This is a genomic window from Cronobacter sp. JZ38, assembly GCF_008932145.1.
Taxonomy (GTDB): domain Bacteria; phylum Pseudomonadota; class Gammaproteobacteria; order Enterobacterales; family Enterobacteriaceae; genus Cronobacter; species Cronobacter muytjensii.
In genome coordinates this window covers 165917-187685 of the sequence record NZ_CP017662.1, presented here as the reverse complement: position 1 = coordinate 187685, position 21769 = coordinate 165917, and the positions used below count along the sequence as shown (strand labels likewise).

The following is a 21769-nucleotide window of genomic DNA, read 5'->3' as shown; positions in this document are numbered from 1 at the left end:
CCGCAAGGAACGGATAATGAGTCATTACCCTGCGATTAGCTGGTACGGGAAACTGCCCAGTGCCGGCGACTTTCTCCAGCGCCGCTTTCCCGATGCCCTGCAACGCCAGTGGTCGCACTGGTTTCAGGTAGGGCTGCTGAACTGGCAGAAAGAGGATGAACAGCGCGAGACGGGCAACCGCCAGTTCTCCAGCGCGCCGGTCTGGAACTTTGTGGTTCCCCCGATGCTCGGCAGTCAGCAGGTACAGATGGGCTGCCTGATGCCGGGACGCGACAGCGTCGGGCGTCAGTATCCGCTTCTCGCGACGGTGGCGTTCAGCCCCGCCGAGTGGACGCCGCAGCATCTGGCGTTAGCGGAGGCCTGGTATCAGCAGCTCGGGCGCATCCTGCATCACGCGGTGCGCAACGCGTTCTCCGCTGAACAGCTCGACCAGGCGGTGCTGGCCATTCCGTCACCGGCGCTGCCCGCGCCGGAAAATCGCTCGGAAATTCTTGATGTCATCGGTTATGAAGAGACGCCGGTGACGCTGAGCTGGCGGCAGGCGGCGGAGTGTTTCGATCCGCAGCGCCAGACCAGTTTCTGGTGGACCAACCGCAGCGACGGTTATCCGCTCTACACGCATGTACACAGCGGCAATTTTACCGGGCAGCTCTTTTCGCTGTTGTTTGATCCGGCGGGCGGTGCGCGTCCGGGTCGCCACGGGCTCTACCCGCCCATGTTCGAATAAGGCAGTTCGATGGATATTGAAACCCTTCTCGCTCCGGTGAGCCCGGAGCAGCCGTGCGGCGACAATCTGGAGTACGACGCCGATTATCAGGCGATGGAACAGGCAAGCCAGGGCAAAGCGGAACAGCAGTTTGGCGACACCATTATTCCGGCAGAGCCGGCGGACTGGACTAAAGTTGAAAAGCTGGCCCTGGCGCTGCTTGAGCGCACCAAAGATCTGCGCGTCATGCTGGCGCTCACCCACGCGTGGGCCAAACGCCGCGGGCTGCCGGGCTATGCCGACGGGCTGTTGCTTATCCAGGAAGCGCTGACGCGCTACTGGGAGCCGCTCTATCCGCTGCTGGAAGAGTATGGCGAAAAAGATCCGTTCTACCGTATTAACGCGCTGGCGGGCCTCGGCGATAAATCCGCCCTGACCGCGACGCTGCGCGGCGCCACATTGCTGCGCAGTAACGGCGATGAAATTACGCTGCGCGACGCCCAGTCGTTGCTGGATAACAGCAAAAGCGAATGCCCCGGCTATCCGGGCGGACGTCCGCGGCTGGTGGACGAACTCGCGCGCGGCGATCAGCCGGGCATCGAGGCGATAATCCAGATCCACGCGCGTCTGGAAGCTATCCGCAGCATTCTGGTCAGCCACTTCGGCGAGAGCGGCGTACCGGAAATGGAGCAGCTCCAGAAGCTCACCAGTATTGTGGCGCAGGCCTGCCAGCCAGGCGAAGGGCACGCGCCGCAGGATGTCGAAGAAACCCAGACGCAGGCGGAAAACGCGCCTGCCGCCGTCAGCGCCAGCGCCCCGGCGCGGGTGGTGGAAACTGACTGGCGTAACGTGCAACTGCAAACGCGCGACGACGCCCAGTTGATGCTTGAGAAAGTGAAGCAATATTTTGCCCGGCACGAGCCGAGCCATCCCGCGCCGCTGATGATTGAGCGCGTGCAGCGACTGATTGAAATGAATTTCATGGATCTTATTCGCGACCTGGCGCCCGACAGCGTGCATCAGGTGGAAAACATTATCGGACGCCGCGAGTAACGGCGTTTCTTTTTACGGCGGCAGGCATGAGGCCCGTCGCCCGAATTTCACCGCGCATCTTTGATGGAGAACATCATGCCAATGAGTAACAGTGGGCAGAAATTTATCGCCCGTAACCGCGCGCCGCGCGTGCAGATCGAATACGACGTGGAAATCTACGGCGCGGAACGCAAAATTCAGCTTCCGTTTGTGATGGGCGTGTTTGCTGATCTGGTTGGGAAGCCGGTCGACCCGCAGCCTGCGGTGGACGAGCGTAAATTCCTTGAAATTGACATCGATAACTTCGATGAGCGTATGAAAGCGCTCAAGCCGCGCGTGGCGTTCCAGGTGGACAACACCCTGACCGGCGAAGGCAAACTGAGCATCGATCTCACCTTCGACAGCATGGACGACTTCCTGCCGGACGCCGTGGCGCGTAAGGTCGAGCCGCTGAACAAGCTGCTGGAAGCCCGCACCCAGCTCTCTAACCTGCTGACCTACATGGACGGTAAAAACGGCGCCGAAGAGCTTATCGCGAAAGTGCTTCAGGATCCGACGCTGCTCAAATCGCTGAGCCAGATGCCGAAAAATGACGATGGCACGAAAGGTAACGAGGAGTAATCGATGAGCAATCCTTCTCAACAGCAAGAGCTGCAATCGCAGCAGGCGTTCAGCCAGGACGAATTCAGCGCGCTGCTCAGCAAAGAGTTCCGCCCGAAAACCGACCAGGCCCGTTCGGCCGTCGAAAACGCGGTGAAAACCCTGGCGCAACAGGCGCTGGAAAACACCGTCACCTTCTCGAACGACACCTACCGCACCATTCAGAACCTGATTGCCGGTATCGACGAGAAGCTGTCTCAGCAGGTTAACCAGATTATTCACCACGACGAATTCCAGAAGCTGGAAAGCGCCTGGCGTGGCCTGAACTATCTGGTCAACAACACTGAAACCGACGAGATGCTGAAAATCCGCTTTATGAGCATCTCCAAGCAGGAGCTGGGCCGCACCCTGAAACGCTTTAAGGGCGTGGGCTGGGATCAGAGCCCTATCTTCAAAAAAATCTACGAAGAAGAGTATGGCCAGTTCGGCGGCGAGCCGTTTGGTTGCCTGGTGGGCGACTACTACTTCGACCACAGCCCGCAGGATGTTGAACTGCTGAGCGAAATGGCGCGCATCGGCGCGGCGGCGCACTGCCCGTTCATCACCGGCACCGCGCCGAGCGTGATGCAGATGGAATCCTGGCAGGAGCTGGCGAACCCGCGCGACCTGACCAAAATCTTCCAGAACACCGAGTACGCCGCCTGGCGCAGCCTGCGCGAGTCGGAAGATGCGCGCTACCTGGGTCTCGTCATGCCGCGTTTCCTGTCGCGTCTGCCGTACGGCATTCGCACTAACCCGGTGGACAGCTTCGACTTTGAAGAAGAGACCGATGGCGCCAACCACGCCAACTACAACTGGTCCAACGCGGCCTACGCGATGGCGGCCAACATCAACCGTTCTTTTAAAGAGTACGGCTGGTGCACCTCCATTCGCGGCGTGGAATCGGGCGGCGCGGTAGAAAACCTGCCGTGTCACACCTTCCCGAGCGACGACGGCGGCGTGGACATGAAGTGCCCGACCGAAATCGCCATCAGCGACCGTCGCGAAGCGGAGCTGGCGAAAAACGGCTTTATGCCGCTGATCCACCGCAAAAACTCCGACTTCGCCGCCTTTATCGGTGCGCAGTCGCTGCAAAAACCGGCGGAATATCACGATCCGGACGCGACCGCGAACGCCCGTCTGGCAGCCCGCCTGCCGTACCTGTTCGCCTGCTGCCGTTTCGCGCACTACCTCAAGTGCATCGTTCGCGACAAGATCGGTTCTTTCCGCGAGCGCGACGAAATGGAACGCTGGCTGAACGACTGGGTGATGAACTATGTGGACGGCGACCCGGCGAACTCCTCTCAGGAAACCAAATCCCGTAAGCCGCTGGCGGCAGCCGAGGTGCAGGTTCAGGAGATCGAGGACAACCCGGGCTACTACGCCGCCAAGTTCTTCCTGCGTCCGCACTACCAGCTGGAAGGCCTGACCGTTTCTCTGCGTCTGGTCTCCAAGCTGCCGTCGCTGAAGAGCAACGACGCGTAAGTCTGGCTCAGGCCGTAAGGGTACGCCTTGCGGCCTGTCACTGACCTCGCAATCACAGGGAGACGTGATGAAAATGCTTAGGGTACTGGCTGTTGGTTTGCTGGCGTGGTCGGCACTGGCAGCCGCGCAAACCACGGTTTATGAATACCCCCGGGCAGAGGATTTGCCTGAAGACGGCACGACGTTTTTGACGCGCGACCCGGCGCTGCTAAATGCCTTCGACAACCATCTGTCCGCCGCGCGTTTTTTCAATGCATGGAGCAACAGGCAGAACGAGCGCGAGCGTATCAAAGCCGATATGTATTTCGTGGGCGTGATGGATGCAACCGAAGGAATATTGTGGTGTCCTGAACGACCGTCGAAACCGGGCACGTTGCGCAGTATCGCCTACGACTATTTTGCTACATCATCGCCTGAGCGGCTTAAAAACGCGCAAGCCAAAACGCTTATCGTTGAGGCGTTAAAAGAAAATCATGCCTGTAAGTAAACGCTCATGAAAATCCCTTTTTCGCTGTTGCTGTTTATCTGCACAAGCGCGTTAGCGAATTCTGCTCAGGAGTCAGCCGCGTTTTTTAAAGTTTTACCTTATAAACAGGTTTTTAAAGACATGGTGCTGGCCCGCTGTCTGGCACAGGTGTCCACTGACGACAGCGCTTTTAGTACCGATGCGGGCTTCAGCGCTTATGCCTTAATGCAATGGATCCCCTTAGACATCGACACAGGGAATGAAAAGGTCAATGCGCTCATCCTGAAATATCGCGACCAGCGAAATGGTTTTTCGCCGGAAGCATTAGCAGGTCGTTCTATTAAGGGCGTGACGCTTAACTGTTTACGCCTCTATCACAGCCCGGCGCTGGAACAGTTAAGTAAGGAAGTCCTTATTGGTGATGCGAGCCAGAGCTGGATGCAAGACAATCCCTCCTGGTAGAGCGATTAACCCGCCCCGGATCGTTAAGGAAATAACGAATAAGGACATTCATGAAACGTTCTTTTGCTCTGGCATGCGCGCTGAGTGCCGTCATGCTGAGTGCGCCGGTGCTGGCAGGAATATGGGTTATCGACCCCGACGAGAGCCAGAAAAACCGTTTCGATCCAGACAGAGGCAACGTGACAGGCGAGCAACTTTTAAAGGCCTGGAATGACAGAGCAGATAAAGAAGCCTCGCTACAGGCGCAAATCTATTTGCTGGGTCTTTTTGATGCGACAGAAGGCATGGGCTGGTGCAAAAGCAAAACCACGATGCCCTCCGCGCTTCGCGAATGGACATACGGTTACTTTAAAACATTACCGCCCGAACGGCTTAAAGAGAAAGCCAGCGTCCTGATGCTTGAAGCGCTTAAACACTATTTCCCTTGTCACAATAACGCTGACAAATAAGACCGTTATACCCGCAGTAATCAATCACCTATTTTAGCGGCTCGCGTTGGGCGGGCTGCTGAGATCGCCTGACGGAATAAACATGCCGTCAGGCTGAGAGGCAGAGGTAAAATATGGATGGTTTTATTCAGCCCCATGCTTTCCTGTTTGCCATATTAAGCGCTTTTTCGAAAGCAATAATCGTCATTAACGAAGAGTAGATATTATGGCTATTGATATGTTCCTGAAAGTAGACGGTGTAACCGGCGAATCTAAAGATTCCAACCACACCGGCTGGACCGACATCACCTCTTTTTCCTGGGGCGCATCCCAGCCGGGTAACATGAGCGTGGGCGGCGGCGGCGGTGCCGGTAAAGTGAATTTCAACGATCTGCATGTTAACGCGCTGATCGACAAATCCACCACCGCTATCCTGAAGCACTGCTCCAGCGGTAAGCACCTGACCAAAGTTGAGCTGTCTGTCTGCAAAGCTGGCGGCCAGCAGGTTGAATACGCGCGCATCACCCTGGAAGACGTGCTGGTAACGTCCGTACAGTACACCGGCGCAGACAACGGCGACACCGTAGGTGTTACCTACGCATTCCAGGCGGCTAAAGTGAAACAGCAGTACTGGGAGCAGACGTCTTCTGGTGGTAAAGGCGCAGAAACCAGCGCTGGCTGGAACATCAAAGAAAACAAAGAAGCGTAATCATAGTGAGCCCGCAAGGGCTCACTTTACCTTTTTGAAGGGCGCAGGGATGGCGACGAGATTTAAGTGGGTCATGGTGTCAGTGGGCTTATTTTCTGTGCAAGCCATTGCTCGCACAGCGTACAGCCCGGAAGAATATTTGAAAAATTATGCGCTAAGCACCTGCATTGCGCAGGGTTATGAATCTACAGAAGTGAAAAACGATGCGTCGGCCGCTGCCAGAGGTTATCTGGAATTTGGGGAATATTCTCTCGAAGCGCATACGGCAGTCATTGAGCTTGGTAAAACCTTCCTTGCGAGAAAATATGGCAGCCAGTCAGGCGAGCCGATGACGCTCGCGAAATGCATCGATTTCATACATAGCGACGAACTGGCAGCGCTTATTCGCCGCTATAAAGGCCAGCCGGATCATTAAGCGGGCCGCGATAAGGACGCTCCTTATGTTAAAAAGATACAGCGCGGCGTTAGCGGTTTTCGCGTTTTCTTGCCACGCCGCGCTGGCGCAGCCGTCCATCAGCGATTTTACTCAGCCACAGATTTTTACCCAGTGGGTGCACAGCCGCTGTATCGGCGCTATCGCTGACAGCGCCGCGCTGAAAGCGGACGCTAACGCCAGCGCCGCCGCGTGGCTGGAGGCAAGCGATTTACCGATTGCGGCGTTTAACCAGGCGGATTCCGTTATTGCGCAGGCGCTGAAAACGCCCCTCGGCGGCACCACCAAAAACGATTACCGCGTGCTGAAATGCGCGTTGATTGCGCAAAGCCCGGAAACTGACGCGTTGTATAAGCGTTTCAGCAGGCAAAAGACCGCGCGAGGCGTGGAAAATTTTTAAATCACCGCCGGGCGACAGCAACTATGTTTATGCGCAGCGATGATGTTAATAGCGCTGATATACATATTATCAATAGAATAAACCCGTCCGGTTGTGAGGCGCGAGGCTTAACGACAGGCAGTCACGGGCCGCGCGCAGACGCGGCTCTGTTCCTTAGCTCTCAAACGTCGGGCGTCTGATAAGACCCGCGACGTTTGAGCGCTAATAACCCCAGGCAGGAATACGCTATGCGATTCACGATTATCACCAACAAGCCCGGCCACCAGCCTCCTCAGAGCAGCTGTGACTTCTACCCGCCGGGCGGCACGATTGGCCGTGGTACGGATAACAATCTGGTACTGCCGGACGACGAGAGAACGATTTCCCGCCTGCAGGCGATTGTCCATATCTCTGCGGACGGTGAATGCCGCATCACTAACCGCGGCAACGTCACCCGCGTGGTGCTGAACGATATCCCGCTGGAGCGTGGCCGTCAGGTTGAGTTGCAGGACGGCGACGTACTGGGCATTGATGAATATCGCGTACAGGTCAGCGATCTGGCGCTGAACGCGCAGCCGGTCATCGCGATGGCCGCGCCGAAACCAAACGTCGCGCCGCAGCCGCAAGTGCAACCGCAGGCGCCTCAGCCAGCACAAACCGCGCAGCCGCAGCCGTCGTCAAACGCGGCCGCACAGGAACCTACCGCGGTGCCGACCGAAATCTGGGACAGCCTGATGCAGGAGTTCTCTATCTCCGACAGCATCAGCCAGGGGCAGAGCCAGAGCGCGCGCCCGAAAGCGCCGGAAGCGCAGCCGTTCAACCCGTTTAACGCCCCGAAAGAGGCGGACCGCAACCCGGAAGATCCGCTGGCGCACTTTACCAGCGGCGGCAGCGAGCCGCTTTTTGGCAATGAAAGGGTCAACCCGGACAGCCTGTTCAAAGATGACACGCCGTTCGATAAAGACAGCATTTTCAACGACGTAACGCCGACAACGCTGGTGCCGCCGTCTGACAACCGTCAGGCTGCGAAACCGCTGGCGCCGCATAAAGAAAACGAAGAAGAGCTTGACCCGCTGGCGCTGTTCGGCGGCGTGGGCTCGACGCCTGCCCAGAGCCGTAGCGACGATCCGCTCGGCCTGATGATGGGCGGCGCGGTGCCGCTGACGCCGCCGGATGAGCTCTCCGCAGGCGCGGCCCCGCTGACGCCACCGCCGCCACAGGCCGCGAAACCGGACGTGGAGCCTGCGAAACCGCACACCCCACCGGAAAAACCGCAGCCGGAGATGACCTCGCCGCTGGCGCCGAAGGCGGACGATAATCTGGATCTGGCCTCGCTCGCCGGTTCGCCGCTGTTCCCGGAAGAAGTGCCGGAAGAACCGCCGGTGACGCGCGTGGAAGTGCAGCCGGAGCCGCCGGAAGTGCAGGATTACGCGGGTATCACCCTGCCGACCCCGCAGGCCGTGGCGCGCAGCACCGCGCAGACGCCGAAAGGCCGCCTGCGCATCGACCCGGTGCAGTCGCCGACCAGCCAGGGCGGCGTGCCGACGGCTTCCAACGGCGACGTGCTGAACGGCGAACTGCTGGAAGCGCTGCTTGAAGGCATGGGCCTCGGCGAGCTGCAACCGACGCCGCAGTTCGACCGCGACAATATGCGCCAGCTCGGCCAGATGCTCAGTATGTTCTCGCAGGGCACCGTAGCGCTGCTCTCCTCGCGCTCTATTCTCAAGCGCGGCGTGAAAGCGGACATGACGATGGTGCTGGATGACGCCAACAACCCGTTCAAGCTGCTGCCGTCCGGGAAAACCGTGCTGATGCAGATGTTCGGCACCCGTATGCCGGGCTTTATGCCGCCGAAAAAATCGGTGCGTGACGCGCTGATTGATCTCCAGGCGCACCAGCTCGGGATGATTGCCGGGATCCGCGCCATTATCGCCGCCATGCTGCAATCCTTTAACCCGGAGCAGCTTGAGGAAGAGGCGCGTCGCGACGGCGTGGTCTCCCGCCTGGCGCTGCCGGCGAGCCGCAAAGCCGCGCTGTGGGATTACTTTGTGCGCCACTACAGCGATACCGCGGGCGAGATCGAAGACGATTTCCACACGCTGTTTGGCGAAGCCTTCCTGCACGCTTATGACATGGAAGTGAATCAATACAAAGACTCACAAAGCGGATCGGAAGAAGAATGAATATCAGCACGGCCTCACTCTCCAGACAGGGCGAGCGCGCCAGCAACCAGGATCAGACGGGCGAGACCGTCGGCGAACGCGCCGCCTGCTTCGTGGTGTGCGACGGGATCGCCGGCCTGCCGGGTGGCGACGTCGCCGCGGCGCTTGCGCGCAACGCCATTCTCTCGCGTTTCGACGGGGAGCAGCATCTCAACGCCCAGTACATCCGCGAGTATGTGAATCAGGCGAACAAGGCGATCCGCGCCGAACAGAAGGCGGTGCAGGATTACCACCGCATGGGCACGACGCTGGTGAGCCTGTTTATCGATCGCGACTATCATCTGGCCTACTGGGCGCACGCGGGCGACAGCCGCCTGTATCTGTTTCGTCGCGGCTGGCTCTACCACGTCACCACCGATCACAGCCTGGTGCAGCAGATGAAAGATGCCGGTCATCAGACCGACGGCGTGAACAGCAACCTACTGTACTTCGCGCTCGGCATGGGCGATGAGGGCCGCGAGCCGAGCTACAGCGACGTGGTGCCGATTGAAGATGGCGACGCGTTTTTGCTCTGCACTGACGGTTTCTGGCACGGCGTGAGCGAAGAGCAGATGAAAAAATCCCTTCATATGGTGAATACCCCAGATGAATGGCTCACTTTGATGAATCAAATACTGTTGAAAAATGGTGAGCAGGGGCATGATAAACAGGATAATTACAGTGCCGTTGCGGTCTGGGTAGGATCGCCCCAGGAAACGACGCTGCTGCATACGCTCTCTGACGCGGCGCAGTTTTTCCCCCTTCGAGATTAAAGGCTAACAAGGACTTTTATGAAACTTTGGCTTCCGGGTCTGGCTCTGCTTGCGGCGTCATCCAGCGTCTGGGCAGATAATTACCGTATCGTTCAGTCAAATACCCTGAAACTGGATGTCTGGGTAGACAACATCAAAGACAACACCCCGCAAAGCTGGTGCGGCCCTGAACTGCCGCTGCGTATCGTGACCAGCGGCGACAAAACGCCGAAGGTGCTGGATAACTTTATGCCGCGTCTCGGCTCGCTGCTGGAAAGCCAGTGCGGCAAGCTGAAAACCGTGCGCTGGCAGCTGAACGACACCCAGGGCAAAGCGCTGGCGAACGGCACCGCCACCAAAAGCGGTGACTGGAACCCGGTTGTGACGCCCGCCGCCGCGCCGGAGCAAACCACGGCCGCCACGGCCACGCCAGCCGTTCCTGACACGCTGCCGCAGGGCCGTCCGGAAGATCTCTCTCCGCCCGCGGACCGCACTCCGTGGCTGGAATTTAATCTTCAGGACGGCTGCCACCTGCGCACCTTCTGGAAAGGCGGCGCTGACGCGCAGGCCCTGTTTATTCCAGCGAAAGACGACGGCATCTGCGAAAAAGGCGGCTGGCTGAATGGCCGCAGCGAAGTCACCCAGATGGGCGACGCGGGCGAGAAAAAAGTCGCGGTCACCTTCGTGCACGGCTTCCCGATTGTTGGCATTAACGCAAGCGTTGACGCCGATCGTCTGCTTATCACCAGCGTTAACAACGAGCGCATGGTGGTCAGCGATGGCCGCTCCGCTCAGAGCTGGATGATCCTGCCGTATAACCGCGAGCAGAACGTCTGGCAGGCCCAGGGCACCGTCGCGGTAGAAATCTCCCGCGAGCAGGCCAGCGACGACGCGCGTCTGCGCGCGCGCCTGGATGAGGTGCGCAAGGTCTGGTCCGCATATCTGGCACCGGGCGCCACGCTCAATATTCTGCTGATCGAAGCGCTGCATCCGCAGCTGCGCGACCCTGCGGCGGGCGCTTATCGCGCGCTGTAATTACCGTTAAACGCCAGGAGCCGTTATGAATACGCTGTATCAACAACTGGCCGGCGCGAGCGTCAGCGACGCGCTGACCCGTCTTGAGGGCGATATCAAAGCCCAGCCGGGCAACGCCGATCGCCGCGCCGCGTTTGTGCAGTTTCTCTGCCTGAACGCCAACTGGACCCGCGCGCTGACCCAGCTGAAAAGCTGGGCCGCGCTGGCCCCGCAGGCGCAGCCCACCGTGACGCTGCTGCAACAGGCTATCGCAGGCGAGCAGCAGCGCGCCGAAGTGATGGCGGGTCGCGCGCGTCCGCGTATGCCGGGCGAACAGTGGCCGTGGCTGGATCTGCTGCTGCAGGCGCTGGCCGAAACCGACCCGGCGCGCGTAAGCGCGCTACGCAGCGACGCGCTGGAGCAGGCCGAGGCCAATCCGGGCGAGCTGACGATGGCGACGGGCGAGTCAGGCGAACCGGGCGAACCGACGCGCTTCGACTGGCTGATGGACGGCGATGCCCGTCTGGGGCCGGTGTGCGAGCTTATCGTCAACGGCAACTACTTCTGGGTGCCGTTCAGCGCCATCGCCTCCATTCGTTTCCAGGCACCGGCGAGCGTCACCGATCTGGTGTGGCGTCACGCGATGGTGCAACTGGTGGATGGCACCGAACAGGTCTGTCAGATCCCGGCGCGCTACCCGCTGGAAACCGGCGCGGAAGATCGCTTCCTGCTGGCGCGCACGACCGAGTGGCAGCCGCTGGACGCCGAAGGCATTCACTATCTCGGCGCGGGTCAGAAAGTCTGGCTGAGCGGCGACCAGGAGTTCGCGCTGCTGACGCTGGATATGCTCGCTTTCGGGCTGCCGGACGACGCGTCGCATGAATAAACCGTATCAGGACGACAGCGGCGATCTGCTGCGCCACGGCTATCGCTCGCGCCGCAACCCCTCGGCGGTCAGCGCGCGCGACAAAATGCAGCCGTCGCTGCTTGATCGCCTGACCGACGACGCGCCGGACAAGCGCCAGGAGCCGGCGAACAGCAATCTCGTCTCCCACAGCGCGCTGCGTCGCCATGTCCTGCGCGATTTGCAGTGGCTGTTTAACACCATCAACAACGAAGCGCAGCAGGATCTCAGCCGGGTGGATCATGTGCGCCGCTCGGTCTGGAATTTCGGCGTGTCGCCGCTCGCGGGCCAGCGGATGTCGGAGATCGAGTGGCCCGACATCCAGCAGCGGCTCACCGAGGCGATTCTGAACTTCGAGCCGCGCATCATGCCGCAGGGCTTACAGGTGCGCTGCGTCTGCGATACCAAATCGCTCGACCTGCACAACGTATTATCGATTGAGATCAAAGGCCGCCTGTGGTGCGTGCCCTGGCCGCTGGAGTTTCTGTTCCGCACCGATGTGGATCTGGAAAACGGCCATTTTGAGCTGAAAGACGCGGGGTAAACATGGACAGTAAACTGCTCGAATACTACAACCGAGAGCTGGCGTATCTGCGCGAAATGGGCGCGGAGTTCGCCGAACGCTACCCGAAAGTGGCGGGCAGGCTCGGTATGCGCGGGATAGAAGTCGCGGACCCGTACGTCGAGCGCCTGATGGAAGGCTTCGCCTTTCTCACCTCCCGCGTACAGCTCAAAATGGACGCCGAATTTCCGCGTTTCTCCCAGCGTCTGCTGGAGATGCTCGCGCCGAACTACCTGGCGCCGACGCCGTCGATGGCCATCGCCGAACTGCATCCGGACAGCGCCAAAGGGGATTTGAGCAACGGATTCGTGGTGCCGCGCGGCACCATGATGGACAGTCAGCTGCTGAAAAAGAACGGCGTCACCTGTAGCTATGCCACCGCGCATGACGTCCGCCTGCTGCCGCTGCACATAAGCCAGGTAGAGCTTGGCGGCGTGCCGGCGGACGCGCCGCTAAGCCAGCTCGGTTTAAGCCAGCGCGGCGCGGTCAGCGCCCTGCGCGTGCGCATCGCCTGCGACGGCCCGGTGATGCTCAATCATCTCGATTTCGACCGTCTCGATTTCTTCCTGAGCGGGCCGGATCTTCAGGCGCTGCAACTGCTGGAGCTTTTGATGGAGCACCGCGTCGGCATCTTCTGCCAGACCGTCGGCCCGAAACCGGCGCGCGTGGTGCTTGGCGACGACGCGCTGCGTCAGGAAGGCTTTGACGCCGACCAGGCGCTACTGCCGGACGATCTGCGCAATTTCGACGGCTATCGCCTGTTGCAGGAATACTTCGCCTTCCCGGCGCGCTTTCAGTTCTTAAGCCTGAGCGGCCTGACAAAACTGCTGGCCCAGAGCGGCCAGTCGAATGCGTTCGATATCATTATTCTGCTGGATAAAACCGACACGCCGCTGGAGCGGGTGGTGGATAAAAGCCACCTGGCGATGCACTGCACGCCAGTTATCAACCTGTTCCCGAAAATCGCCGAGCGCCAGAAGCTCACCGAAGGCTTAAGCGAGTATCACCTGGTGGTGGACAACATCCGCCCGCTTGATTACGAGATTTTCTCGGTCAGCAAAATTTACGCCAGCGAAGACGGCCAGCGCGACGATCAGGTGTTTCGCCCGTTCTGGAGCACCTGGAGCCGCGACGGCGGCAACTACGGGGCCTATTTCTCGCTGCGCCGCGAACAGCGCGCGCTGTCGGAACACGCGCTGCGCTACGGCACGCGTACCGGCTATATCGGCTCCGAGGCGTTCGTCTCGCTGGTGGACGCAAGCCACGCGCCGTGGCGCGACGAGCTGCGCTACATCACTGCCGAAGTGATGTGCACCAGCCGCGACCTGCCGCTGATGCTGGCGCAGGATATGGGACAGTTTGTGCTGCCGGATTCCATGCCGGTGCGCGCGCTTACCATGCGCAAAGGGCCGACGCCGCCGCGCCCGGCGCTGGCGGAGGGCTTCAGCACCTGGCGGCTTATCAGCCAGCTGCAAATGAACTATTTAAGCCTGATGGACGCCGAAGACGGCGAGGGCGCCGCCGCGCTGCGTCAGCTGCTCGGACTGTACGCGCGTCTCGCGGAGGCGCCGGTGGCGCGCCAGATAGACGGCATTCGGCACTGCGTGCTGGAGCCGGTGCATCGCCGCGTACCGGAGCCAGGCCCGATTGTCTTTGCGCGCGGCGTCGGCATTACGATGACCGTCGACGAACAGGCGTTTTCCGGCTCCAGCCCGTGGCTGCTTGGCAGCGTGCTGGAGCGCGTCTTCGCGCGGCTGGTTTCCATGAACAGCTTCACCGAATTTACCCTCAAGAGTCAGCAGCGCGGCGATGTCGGCTACTGGGGGCCGCGAATGGGTAAAAGGGCGCTGTTATGAGCGAAACGCTGCCACAGAACGCGCCGGTAAAGCGCGTGTCCCGTCTGCCGGAAGGGTACTGGCAACAGATGATGGCGGCGCCCTGGCGCTACGATCTGTTTCAGATGCTGCGCCGTCTCGACGCGCAGGGCGGCGAGCGTTACCGTTTAGGCCGCGCGCCGCTGCCGCGCTTTGAGCCGCTGCGTATCGGCCAGCAGCCGTCGATGGCGTTTGCGCCCTCGACGCTTGCGACAGTCAAACCGCGCGAAAACACGCCGCTGTATGATGTGTCGATTTTAAGTTTCGGTCTGTTTGGCCCGAATGGCCCGCTGCCGGTGCACCTCACCGAATATGCGCGCGAGCGGCTGTATCATCATCAGGATGACAGCATGAGCGCGTTTGCGGACCTGTTCCACCACCGCCTGACACTGCTGTTTTACCGCGCCTGGGCCGACGCCCAGCCGACCGCGTCGCTCGACCGCCCCGACGGGCCGCGTATTGAAAAATATCTCGCCTCGCTTATCGGCATGGGCCAGCCGGGGCAGATGGAAAAGGGCAGCCTGAGCCATCACGCGCGCTATTCGCTGGTCGGCCACCTGACGCGCAACGGGCGCGACGCTGAAGGGCTCGAAAAAATCCTGCGCCACTACTTCCGCGTACCGGTGACCATCGTACAGAACATCCCGCAGTGGATGCCGTTAACCGAACGTGAGAAAGCGCGGCTCGGCGCGGGCCGCCGGCTGCCGCGGCTCGGTGAGGCGGCGTTTCTCGGCGTGGCGGTGCGCGACGTACAGCATAAATTCCGTATCGAACTCGGCCCGCTGGATGAAGAGACGTACCAGCGTTTTCTGCCCGGCGAGCCGTGGGTTGAGGAGCTGCGCGACTGGGTGCGTCAGTACATGGGCATTGAGTACGAGTGGGAGGTGCGCGTTATCCTGCGCGCCGACGCGGTAAAAGGCGTCACGCCGGGCGGCACCGGCCGCCTGGGCTACAGCGCCTGGCTTGGTAAGCAGCCTGACCCACAGCCGCGCGGCGATCTGGTTTTTCGCGCGGAAAGGTAATCACGCTTCGCTCCGTTTTTACGCTGTCCTCGTCGGGGCGAGGAGTACAACATTTAACGTCATCTCCGCCTGCGTTTTTCTGAAAAATATCGGGCGTAAATTAAGCCAGACACCAGAATTCATGCCTGCCCCGAATCTGCCTTTTCCTGACAGGAAAACGGCCGGGGAGGGGCATTGTTATCTGACACACACTTCATCATCTTCAAACGGAACCGATCATGTCAGAAATCAGCCGTGCCGTACTGTTCGGCAAACTGGATACGCTGTTGTTTACCTCGCTGGAAAGCGCCACCTCCTTCTGCAAGCTGCGCGGCAACCCGTATGTGGAGCTGGCGCACTGGCTGCATCAGCTGATGCAGCAGCAGGACGGCGACTTACAACATCTGATCCGCCATTTTTCACTGGATGAAGAGGCGCTGAGCCGGGATATCGTGGCGGCGCTGGATCGCCTGCCGCGCGGCGCGAGTTCCGTTTCCGATCTCTCGGAGCATATCGACAGCGCGGTTGAGCGCGCGTGGGTGTACGGCTCGCTGAAATTCGGCGTGACGCGTATTCGCGGCGGGCATCTGCTGATCGGCATTCTGAAAACCTTCAACCTGGCCAATGTGCTGAAAGGCATCTCCAGTCAGTTCAACCGCATCAGCGCCGATCTGCTGGTGGAGCAGTTCGACGCCATTTTCGCAGGCAGCAAAGAGGCCCAGCAGGCGGTCGCCGCCGCGCCGGACGCGGCCGGTAACGCCCCGGTGCAACAGGGAACGCTGGCGCAGTACGGCCAGGATCTCACTGCGCGCGCCCGCGAAGGCAAAATCGACCCGGTCGTCGGGCGCGATGAAGAGATCCGCCAGATGGTGGATATTCTGATGCGTCGTCGTCAGAACAACCCGCTGCTGACCGGCGAGGCGGGCGTGGGTAAAACCGCGGTCGTGGAGGGCCTCGCGCTGCGCATCGCCGCAGGCGACGTGCCGGAGCCGCTGCAAAACGTTCAGCTGTGGCTGCTGGATATCGGCATGTTGCAGGCGGGCGCGGGCATGAAGGGCGAGTTCGAAGCGCGCCTGCAGGGTCTGATTAACGAAGTGCAGTCCAGCGCCACGCCGATTGTGCTGTTTATTGATGAAATCCACACGCTGATTGGCGCTGGCGGCCAGCAGGGCACCGGCGACGCCGCCAACCTGCTGAAACCGGCACTGGCGCGCGGCCAGTTGCGCACTATCGGCGCGACCACCTGGGCGGAATATAAAAAATACATTGAGAAAGACCCGGCGCTGACCCGCCGCTTCCAGACCGTGCAGGTGCACGAGCCGGACGAAGAAAAAGCCGTGCTGATGCTGCGCAGCACCGTGTCGCCGCTCGAAAAACATCACCGCGTGCTGCTGCTCGATGAAGCGGTCAGCGCAGCGGTGAAACTGTCTCACCGTTACATCCCCGCGCGTCAGCTGCCGGATAAAGCCGTCGCGCTGCTGGATACCGCCTGCGCCCGCGTCGCCGTCAGCCAGAGCGCGCCGCCGCCGCAGTTAGAAGATTGCCTGCACCGTATCGCGGCGCTGGATGTCGAAGCGGAAATCGCCGAGCGTGAAGCCCGCGTCGCCGTGGGCGACAACGATCGCGTGGCGCGTCTGAAGGCCGAGCGTGAGGCGCTGGAAGCCGAACGCGACGCCCTGACCGCCCGCTGGGAAGAGGAGCGCGCGCTGGTGGATGCCATCATCGCCCTGCGCGCCGAGCTGCATATGGCCGATGAAGAAGCCCAGCCTGCGCTGCGCGAGACGCTGGCGGAGCGCCAGAACGCGCTCGCCGCCGTCCAGGGCGACGCGCCGCTGCTGTTCGCCGCCGTGGACGCTAACGTGGTGGCGGCGGTGGTTTCCGACTGGACCGGCATCCCGCTGGGCCGCATGGTGAAAAACGAAATCGACGCGGTGCTGAACCTCGCCGACACGCTGAACCAGCGCGTTATCGGCCAGCGTCACGGGCTGGAGCTTATCGCCAAACGCGTGCGCACCTCCCGCGCGCGTCTGGATGATCCGAACAAACCGGTGGGCGTCTTTATGCTCTGCGGGCCTTCCGGCGTCGGTAAAACCGAAACCGCGCTGGCGCTGGCTGAGTCGCTGTACGGCGGCGAGCAGAACGTCATTACCATCAACATGAGCGAGTTCCAGGAAGCGCACACCGTCTCGACGCTCAAAGGCGCGCCTCCGGGTTATGTGGGGTACGGCGAAGGCGGCGTGCTGACTGAAGCGGTGCGTCGTCGTCCTTACAGCGTGGTGCTGCTGGATGAAATCGAAAAAGCGCACCCGGACGTGCATGAGATTTTCTTCCAGGTGTTCGATAAAGGCTGGATGGAGGATGGCGAAGGCCGCCATATCGACTTCCGTAATACGATTATTATCCTGACTTCGAACGTTGGCACTGACCTTATCAGCGCCATGTGCGCCGACCCGGAGCTGATGCCGGAGCCGGATGCGCTGAGCGGCGCGCTGCGCCAGCCGCTTTTGCAGGTTTTTCCGCCCGCACTGCTGGGCCGATTGCTGGTTGTGCCGTATTATCCGTTAAGCGACGCGATGCTGGCCGAGATTGTGAAATTGCAGCTTAAGCGGATCCAGCGTCGTCTTTCGGAAAATCACGGTATTATTTCCGAATTCGACGACAGCGTGATTACCCAGATTGTGGCGCGTTGCACCGAGGTGGAGTCCGGCGGCCGTATGGTCGATGCGATTCTTACCAACACCCTGCTGCCGCAGATGAGCCAGATATTGCTCACCGCCAGCGCGCAAGACGAGAAATACCGCCGTCTGCGCGTCACCTTCGAGCAGGGTGAGTTTCAGTGTCAGTTTGCGGCGTAACGCCATCATCAAGCAGAGAGTTTTCCAAACATGACGGATTACGAAAACAACCGGACTGTACCCAACGCCCTGCCGATTGGTTACCGTTTCAATGAGTTTGAAATTAAGGAAGTGATTGGTGGTGGCGGTTTCGGCATTGTCTATCGCGCCTGGGACCATCAGCTTGAGCGTACCATTGCGATTAAAGAGTTTATGCCGTCGTCGCTGGCGGTGCGTAATGACGACATGCGTCTGGTGTTGCGCAGCGACCGCTTCAGTAAGGCGTTTACCGCAGGCCTGAACAGCTTTATCCAGGAGGCGCGCCTGCTGGCGCGCTTCAACCACCCGAACCTGCTGCACGTGCTGCGCTTCTGGGTGCAAAACGACACCGCCTACATGGGCACCGTGTTCTACAGCGGCACGACGCTCTCGCGCCTGAGCAAACAGCATCCGGAAATGATCAACGAGGCGTGGATCCGCCGCACACTGCCGATGCTGTTCGGGGCCATCAAAACGATTCATGCCGAAGGCTACCTGCACCGCGATATCTCGCTGGATAACATCCAGATCCAGGATAACGGTCTGCCAGTGCTGCTCGATTTCGGCTCCGCGCGCCGCAGTATCGGTAATATCTCCGACGAGACCGAAACCATGCTGCGCCCGGGCTTCGCGCCGATTGAGCAGTACACCGACGACAACGAAAGCGAGCAGGGCCCGTGGACCGATATCTACGCGCTCGGCGCGGTGCTGCATACGCTGATCATGGGCTCGCCGCCGCCGGTGAGCGTGGTGCGCAGCATCGCCGACAGCTACCGTCCGCTTGCCGAACTGCGCCCGGAAGGCTACTCGCTGCCGCTGTTGCAGGCCATTGACCGCGCGCTGTCGCTGAAAATGGAAGACCGCCCGCAGTCGATTGATGAATTCGCCGCGCTGATTGAAATGCCGGTGGCCGGGCTGGACGACGTAATGAGCGTCAAAAAGCCGGGCACGATGCTGGTGCCGGTGGAAGAAGAAGAGACAACGCCTGCCGCCGAAACCGGCTGGCGCCGCTACAAAGTGCCGGGGCTGATTGCCGCAGGCGTGCTGGTGGGCCTGATTGCGGGCGGATTGCTGTTCAGCGGCGGCGCGGATAACCCGGCCCCGGAAACGGCCAGCAACGACAGCGCGCCGCGCGAGCAGGAGCCGGTTTCGCCGCCGGTGCAAAACACTACCACCGCGCCTGCGACCACCACGCAGGAGGCCACGCCCGCGCAGAACGCGCCGGTGCAGGGCGCGCTGGTGGCGCAAATCTACGTGCGCATGAGCGACGGCGAACAGCTCTCGCTTAACGGCAAAACGCAGACCGTAACGCCTGCCGAGAACGGCTTCGCCTCGCTGCAACTGCCGACCGGCGAGTATCAGCTGGTTATTAAAGGGCACGGGCAGGCGCGCAGCCAGACTATCAATGTTTCCCGTCCAGGCACCTGGCTTGTAAACCCATAAGGATGCCGGGAGGCGTTCAGGGCTGCGGGTTTGCGCAGCCCAACCCGCGACGCCTCCCGTCCTGACTCCGGCATGTTACTTCCTCTTAATGCCGGCAGGCGAATACCCGCTACAGGACAAAGCGTATGTACCACATCAAAATTGTCTCTATTTTCCGTGAGAACGTCCCGCCCGCGCGTTTTGAAAGGATCATGCGTCCTGACATCGCCGCGCAGTGGATAAACTCCGTACCGGATAACACCGTGCGCTCGCTGTTTTCGCGTTACGATCGGTTTCAACCGACGACCCGCTCCAGCCCGTATCAAACCGGGCGCGACCTTCGCAAGCTGGTGGCGCAGGAGTTCTGGTATGGCAACCTGGTGGCGATTGATGAAAGTTCGCGGCCCTGGTCGTCCACGACCGAGCTCTATTACATCAACCAGAAAGGGGAACTGACCCCCACGCACGCGCCGCGATCTTTGTCGTTCCCTTTAGGCTATATCATCGTTCGCTACGGCGAGATGGTGCGCGCTTATGGCACGCTTCCGCCGCCGACGGTCAGACCGGCGCAGGTGGTGAAATCGAAAGCCGCAGCGGGCCCTGAGCTGGCGACGCCGGGCAAAGACATGAAACAGACCGCCGCGCAGCTTAAAGCGATGACCAAGGCGGAACGCTGGCAGGCGCGTAAAGATCTCATCAGCAAGGGCAACGCCAGTATCTACCCCGATGCGCAGATAGCCGCGAAGCGCCTTGCGGATAACAACATCGCTGTCGAAAAAGCCAAGCTTGCGGAGAACGTCTACAAGACGGTAAACCCGCTGGAAACCACACCCGGCGTGCCGGAGGGTTGGAAAGATATCAGTAATGACGCTGATGCCCTGAATAAGCTCGGCCTGAAAAGCAAAATGCTGTATGACGACCCCGCCTCGCCCAATTTTCTGGCGCGCGTCTACGAGCCGGACCAGGCCGTCTTTGGCAACGATATGAACCCGACGGTGGTCTTCAGGGGCTCAAGGGAGCCAGAGTTTGCCTCTGTGGGAGATAACCTCTCTTCGCTGTGGAATAAAGGCGAGCTTGCGCCGGTGAAAAACGGCGCTGACTGGTCAAACAACTTTGCGCAAGGGGTGGGTAAAAATTCCACCTATTACCAGAGTGCGGTGGGTATTGGCGACACGCTGGCGAAATCGGGCCAGAACGTGGATATCGCCGGCCACTCGCTCGGCGGCGGCCTGGCATCCGCCACCGCCATGGCGAGCGGCAAACCGGCCTGGACCTTTAACGCCGCAGGGCTCAACAGCGGCACCGTGGAAAAATATGGCGGCACTGTGCTGGGTAAAACCGATGATATCCAGGCTTACCGCGTTGAGGGCGAGCTGTTGACGAAAGTGCAGGAAGTGAATGTCTGGGAAGATCTTAAGACAATGAAAGGCCTCCCCGGTCCGACCCTTCTTAAAGAAGGCGTTTCTGCACTTAGCCCAAACGCCGCAGGTATTCCGCACGATCTGCCTGGCGGTACGGGGAGCGCGCTTGAACGCCACGGCATCGGCCAGGCCATTAACTGTATTGAGCAGCAAAAAGACGAAGATATTGCCATCATCGGGAGTCGCCTGTGAAAACGCTTTTTTCATGCTGCCTCGCGCTGTGTTTTACCTTCATGATTCAGGGGTGTAAGCAAGATATGGATTTAAATCCGCAGGATTATTTCAGCGGCCAGCAACTGACGCTTGCGAAGGCTATCGAAGACGGCAACGTGGAAGACGTCGAAAAACTCGCGCCGCAAACCGAGCTTAATAAACCCGGCCAGCAGGAGATGACGCTGCTGTTCTGGGCGCTGGGTAACGCCATTGAGGATAAAAGCCCCGCCCGGTTAAAGATGATTACCTTGCTGGTTAAGGCCGGCGCCGATCCCCTGCAGCCGCGTCCGCAGGGACAAAGCAGCCCGGCTGAATTTGTGCTCAACGCTGACAGCGGCGTCTGGATCAAGGCGATGCTCGACGGCGGTTTATCACCGGATGCGAAAGATAAACAGTTCCATGAGCCTATTATTTTTGAAACCATCAAAGCCAAAAATACGGAAACGCTGAAAGCCATGCTGGATGCGGACGCGAATATCAACATCACCGATTCGCTCGGCAATACCGTGCTTATCGAGGCGCTGGATTTTCACGCCTACGACCATGTTCTGCTACTGCTGGACCGCGGTGCTGACCCGGAGATCCACGGTAAATTCGGCTGGACAATGGGCAACCAGCTTGAGCGCTTCCTGAAGCGGGCAAAAGCGGGCAGCGACGAGTATCAAAAGCTCACTGAAATAAAAGAGAAACTGATCGAGCACGGCGGGAAATGGCCGCCTGCCCCGGTTAAATAATCTCTGCACGGCCTTACCCGCTGACACACGCCTGCATAAGCCCCTGTTTATGCAGGCGT

The 21769-nt window shown here is 60.2% G+C and carries 21 protein-coding genes; all 21 read left to right on the top strand.

All coding sequences use genetic code 11. The features are described from left to right. Positions 1-16: 16 nt before the first annotated feature. The 21 genes from tagF to BJP61_RS00720 all read left to right on the top strand — a co-directional run bounded on the left by tagF (position 17) and on the right by BJP61_RS00720 (position 21710). On the top strand, positions 17-727 hold the full coding sequence (gene tagF / locus BJP61_RS00820) for a type VI secretion system-associated protein TagF (RefSeq protein WP_171997622.1): 711 nt from the start codon (positions 17-19) through the stop codon (positions 725-727). Between the two features lie 9 nt (positions 728-736). After that, positions 737-1759 (top strand): type VI secretion system protein TssA, encoded by a 1023-nt coding sequence (gene tssA / locus BJP61_RS00815; RefSeq protein ID WP_038866264.1) that lies wholly within the window; start codon positions 737-739, stop codon positions 1757-1759. Positions 1760-1834: 75 nt separating this feature from the next. Next, the gene (gene tssB, locus BJP61_RS00810; RefSeq protein WP_007713494.1) at positions 1835-2359 is read left to right on the top strand and encodes a type VI secretion system contractile sheath small subunit; all 525 of its coding nucleotides are present in this window, start codon (positions 1835-1837) and stop codon (positions 2357-2359) included. Between the two features lie 3 nt (positions 2360-2362). Continuing rightward, positions 2363-3862 carry a type VI secretion system contractile sheath large subunit gene (gene tssC, locus BJP61_RS00805; RefSeq protein ID WP_038866262.1) on the top strand — a complete coding sequence of 500 codons (1500 nt, stop codon included), beginning with the start codon at positions 2363-2365 and terminating at the stop codon, positions 3860-3862. 67 nt (positions 3863-3929) lie between these two features. After that, complete coding sequence (locus tag BJP61_RS00800; RefSeq protein ID WP_161579451.1) at positions 3930-4349, top strand: Rap1a/Tai family immunity protein; 420 nt, start codon at positions 3930-3932, stop codon at positions 4347-4349. A 6-nt stretch (positions 4350-4355) separates the two neighbouring features. Beyond that, positions 4356-4790, top strand: a complete 435-nt coding sequence (locus tag BJP61_RS00795; protein WP_171997617.1) for a T6SS amidase immunity protein Tai4 family protein — start codon at positions 4356-4358, stop codon at positions 4788-4790. A gap of 50 nt (positions 4791-4840) precedes the next feature. Continuing rightward, positions 4841-5239: a Rap1a/Tai family immunity protein gene (locus BJP61_RS00790; RefSeq protein WP_171997615.1), complete on the top strand. Its 399-nt coding sequence runs from the start codon at positions 4841-4843 to the stop codon at positions 5237-5239. A 205-nt stretch (positions 5240-5444) separates the two neighbouring features. Then, positions 5445-5927, top strand: coding sequence for a type VI secretion system tube protein Hcp (locus tag BJP61_RS00785; protein WP_007713486.1), 483 nt, complete (start codon positions 5445-5447; stop codon positions 5925-5927). 49 nt (positions 5928-5976) lie between these two features. Next, entirely contained in the window at positions 5977-6342 is a 366-nt protein-coding gene (locus BJP61_RS00780; protein ID WP_171997613.1) for a T6SS amidase immunity protein Tai4 family protein, read from the top strand. 25 nt (positions 6343-6367) lie between these two features. Next, entirely contained in the window at positions 6368-6760 is a 393-nt protein-coding gene (locus BJP61_RS00775; protein ID WP_171997611.1) for a T6SS amidase immunity protein Tai4 family protein, read from the top strand. A gap of 227 nt (positions 6761-6987) precedes the next feature. Next, positions 6988-8922 carry a type VI secretion system-associated FHA domain protein TagH gene (tagH, locus tag BJP61_RS00770; RefSeq protein WP_161579412.1) on the top strand — a complete coding sequence of 645 codons (1935 nt, stop codon included), beginning with the start codon at positions 6988-6990 and terminating at the stop codon, positions 8920-8922. Continuing rightward, positions 8919-9713: a protein phosphatase 2C domain-containing protein gene (locus tag BJP61_RS00765; RefSeq protein ID WP_038866240.1), complete on the top strand. Its 795-nt coding sequence runs from the start codon at positions 8919-8921 to the stop codon at positions 9711-9713. The genes tagH and BJP61_RS00765 overlap by 4 nt, the downstream gene beginning before the upstream one ends. A gap of 18 nt (positions 9714-9731) precedes the next feature. After that, positions 9732-10727 carry a hypothetical protein gene (locus BJP61_RS00760; protein WP_038866237.1) on the top strand — a complete coding sequence of 332 codons (996 nt, stop codon included), beginning with the start codon at positions 9732-9734 and terminating at the stop codon, positions 10725-10727. A 25-nt stretch (positions 10728-10752) separates the two neighbouring features. Next, complete coding sequence (locus BJP61_RS00755) at positions 10753-11592, top strand: type VI secretion system accessory protein TagJ (RefSeq protein ID WP_171997609.1); 840 nt, start codon at positions 10753-10755, stop codon at positions 11590-11592. Further along, positions 11585-12154 carry a type VI secretion system baseplate subunit TssE gene (gene tssE, locus BJP61_RS00750; protein ID WP_038866233.1) on the top strand — a complete coding sequence of 190 codons (570 nt, stop codon included), beginning with the start codon at positions 11585-11587 and terminating at the stop codon, positions 12152-12154. Before BJP61_RS00755 ends, tssE begins: the two co-directional genes overlap by 8 nt. A 2-nt stretch (positions 12155-12156) precedes the next feature. Continuing rightward, positions 12157-14028: a type VI secretion system baseplate subunit TssF gene (gene tssF / locus BJP61_RS00745; RefSeq protein WP_038866231.1), complete on the top strand. Its 1872-nt coding sequence runs from the start codon at positions 12157-12159 to the stop codon at positions 14026-14028. Further along, positions 14025-15068 (top strand): type VI secretion system baseplate subunit TssG, encoded by a 1044-nt coding sequence (gene tssG / locus BJP61_RS00740; protein ID WP_161579410.1) that lies wholly within the window; start codon positions 14025-14027, stop codon positions 15066-15068. Before tssF ends, tssG begins: the two co-directional genes overlap by 4 nt. A 218-nt stretch (positions 15069-15286) precedes the next feature. Then, positions 15287-17902, top strand: a complete 2616-nt coding sequence (tssH, locus tag BJP61_RS00735; RefSeq protein ID WP_075192951.1) for a type VI secretion system ATPase TssH — start codon at positions 15287-15289, stop codon at positions 17900-17902. A gap of 30 nt (positions 17903-17932) precedes the next feature. Then, positions 17933-19363 (top strand): serine/threonine-protein kinase, encoded by a 1431-nt coding sequence (locus BJP61_RS00730; protein WP_171997607.1) that lies wholly within the window; start codon positions 17933-17935, stop codon positions 19361-19363. 125 nt (positions 19364-19488) lie between these two features. Further along, positions 19489-20955: a phospholipase gene (locus BJP61_RS00725; RefSeq protein WP_171997605.1), complete on the top strand. Its 1467-nt coding sequence runs from the start codon at positions 19489-19491 to the stop codon at positions 20953-20955. Next, on the top strand, positions 20952-21710 hold the full coding sequence (locus BJP61_RS00720; RefSeq protein ID WP_171997603.1) for an ankyrin repeat domain-containing protein: 759 nt from the start codon (positions 20952-20954) through the stop codon (positions 21708-21710). Before BJP61_RS00725 ends, BJP61_RS00720 begins: the two co-directional genes overlap by 4 nt. Positions 21711-21769: the final 59 nt, after the last annotated feature.

Coding starts and splice junctions, on each gene's coding strand:
- tagF (WP_171997622.1), top strand. CDS start 17: ATGAGTCATTACCCTGCGATTAGCTGGTACGGGAAACTGCCCAGTGCC.
- BJP61_RS00785 (WP_007713486.1), top strand. CDS start 5,445: ATGGCTATTGATATGTTCCTGAAAGTAGACGGTGTAACCGGCGAATCT.
- tssE (WP_038866233.1), top strand. CDS start 11,585: ATGAATAAACCGTATCAGGACGACAGCGGCGATCTGCTGCGCCACGGC.
- tagH (WP_161579412.1), top strand. CDS start 6,988: ATGCGATTCACGATTATCACCAACAAGCCCGGCCACCAGCCTCCTCAG.
- BJP61_RS00795 (WP_171997617.1), top strand. CDS start 4,356: ATGAAAATCCCTTTTTCGCTGTTGCTGTTTATCTGCACAAGCGCGTTA.
- BJP61_RS00760 (WP_038866237.1), top strand. CDS start 9,732: ATGAAACTTTGGCTTCCGGGTCTGGCTCTGCTTGCGGCGTCATCCAGC.
- tssH (WP_075192951.1), top strand. CDS start 15,287: ATGTCAGAAATCAGCCGTGCCGTACTGTTCGGCAAACTGGATACGCTG.
- BJP61_RS00800 (WP_161579451.1), top strand. CDS start 3,930: ATGAAAATGCTTAGGGTACTGGCTGTTGGTTTGCTGGCGTGGTCGGCA.
- tssG (WP_161579410.1), top strand. CDS start 14,025: ATGAGCGAAACGCTGCCACAGAACGCGCCGGTAAAGCGCGTGTCCCGT.
- BJP61_RS00755 (WP_171997609.1), top strand. CDS start 10,753: ATGAATACGCTGTATCAACAACTGGCCGGCGCGAGCGTCAGCGACGCG.
- tssF (WP_038866231.1), top strand. CDS start 12,157: ATGGACAGTAAACTGCTCGAATACTACAACCGAGAGCTGGCGTATCTG.
- BJP61_RS00725 (WP_171997605.1), top strand. CDS start 19,489: ATGTACCACATCAAAATTGTCTCTATTTTCCGTGAGAACGTCCCGCCC.
- tssC (WP_038866262.1), top strand. CDS start 2,363: ATGAGCAATCCTTCTCAACAGCAAGAGCTGCAATCGCAGCAGGCGTTC.
- BJP61_RS00765 (WP_038866240.1), top strand. CDS start 8,919: ATGAATATCAGCACGGCCTCACTCTCCAGACAGGGCGAGCGCGCCAGC.
- BJP61_RS00775 (WP_171997611.1), top strand. CDS start 6,368: ATGTTAAAAAGATACAGCGCGGCGTTAGCGGTTTTCGCGTTTTCTTGC.
- BJP61_RS00780 (WP_171997613.1), top strand. CDS start 5,977: ATGGCGACGAGATTTAAGTGGGTCATGGTGTCAGTGGGCTTATTTTCT.
- tssA (WP_038866264.1), top strand. CDS start 737: ATGGATATTGAAACCCTTCTCGCTCCGGTGAGCCCGGAGCAGCCGTGC.
- BJP61_RS00730 (WP_171997607.1), top strand. CDS start 17,933: ATGACGGATTACGAAAACAACCGGACTGTACCCAACGCCCTGCCGATT.
- BJP61_RS00790 (WP_171997615.1), top strand. CDS start 4,841: ATGAAACGTTCTTTTGCTCTGGCATGCGCGCTGAGTGCCGTCATGCTG.
- tssB (WP_007713494.1), top strand. CDS start 1,835: ATGCCAATGAGTAACAGTGGGCAGAAATTTATCGCCCGTAACCGCGCG.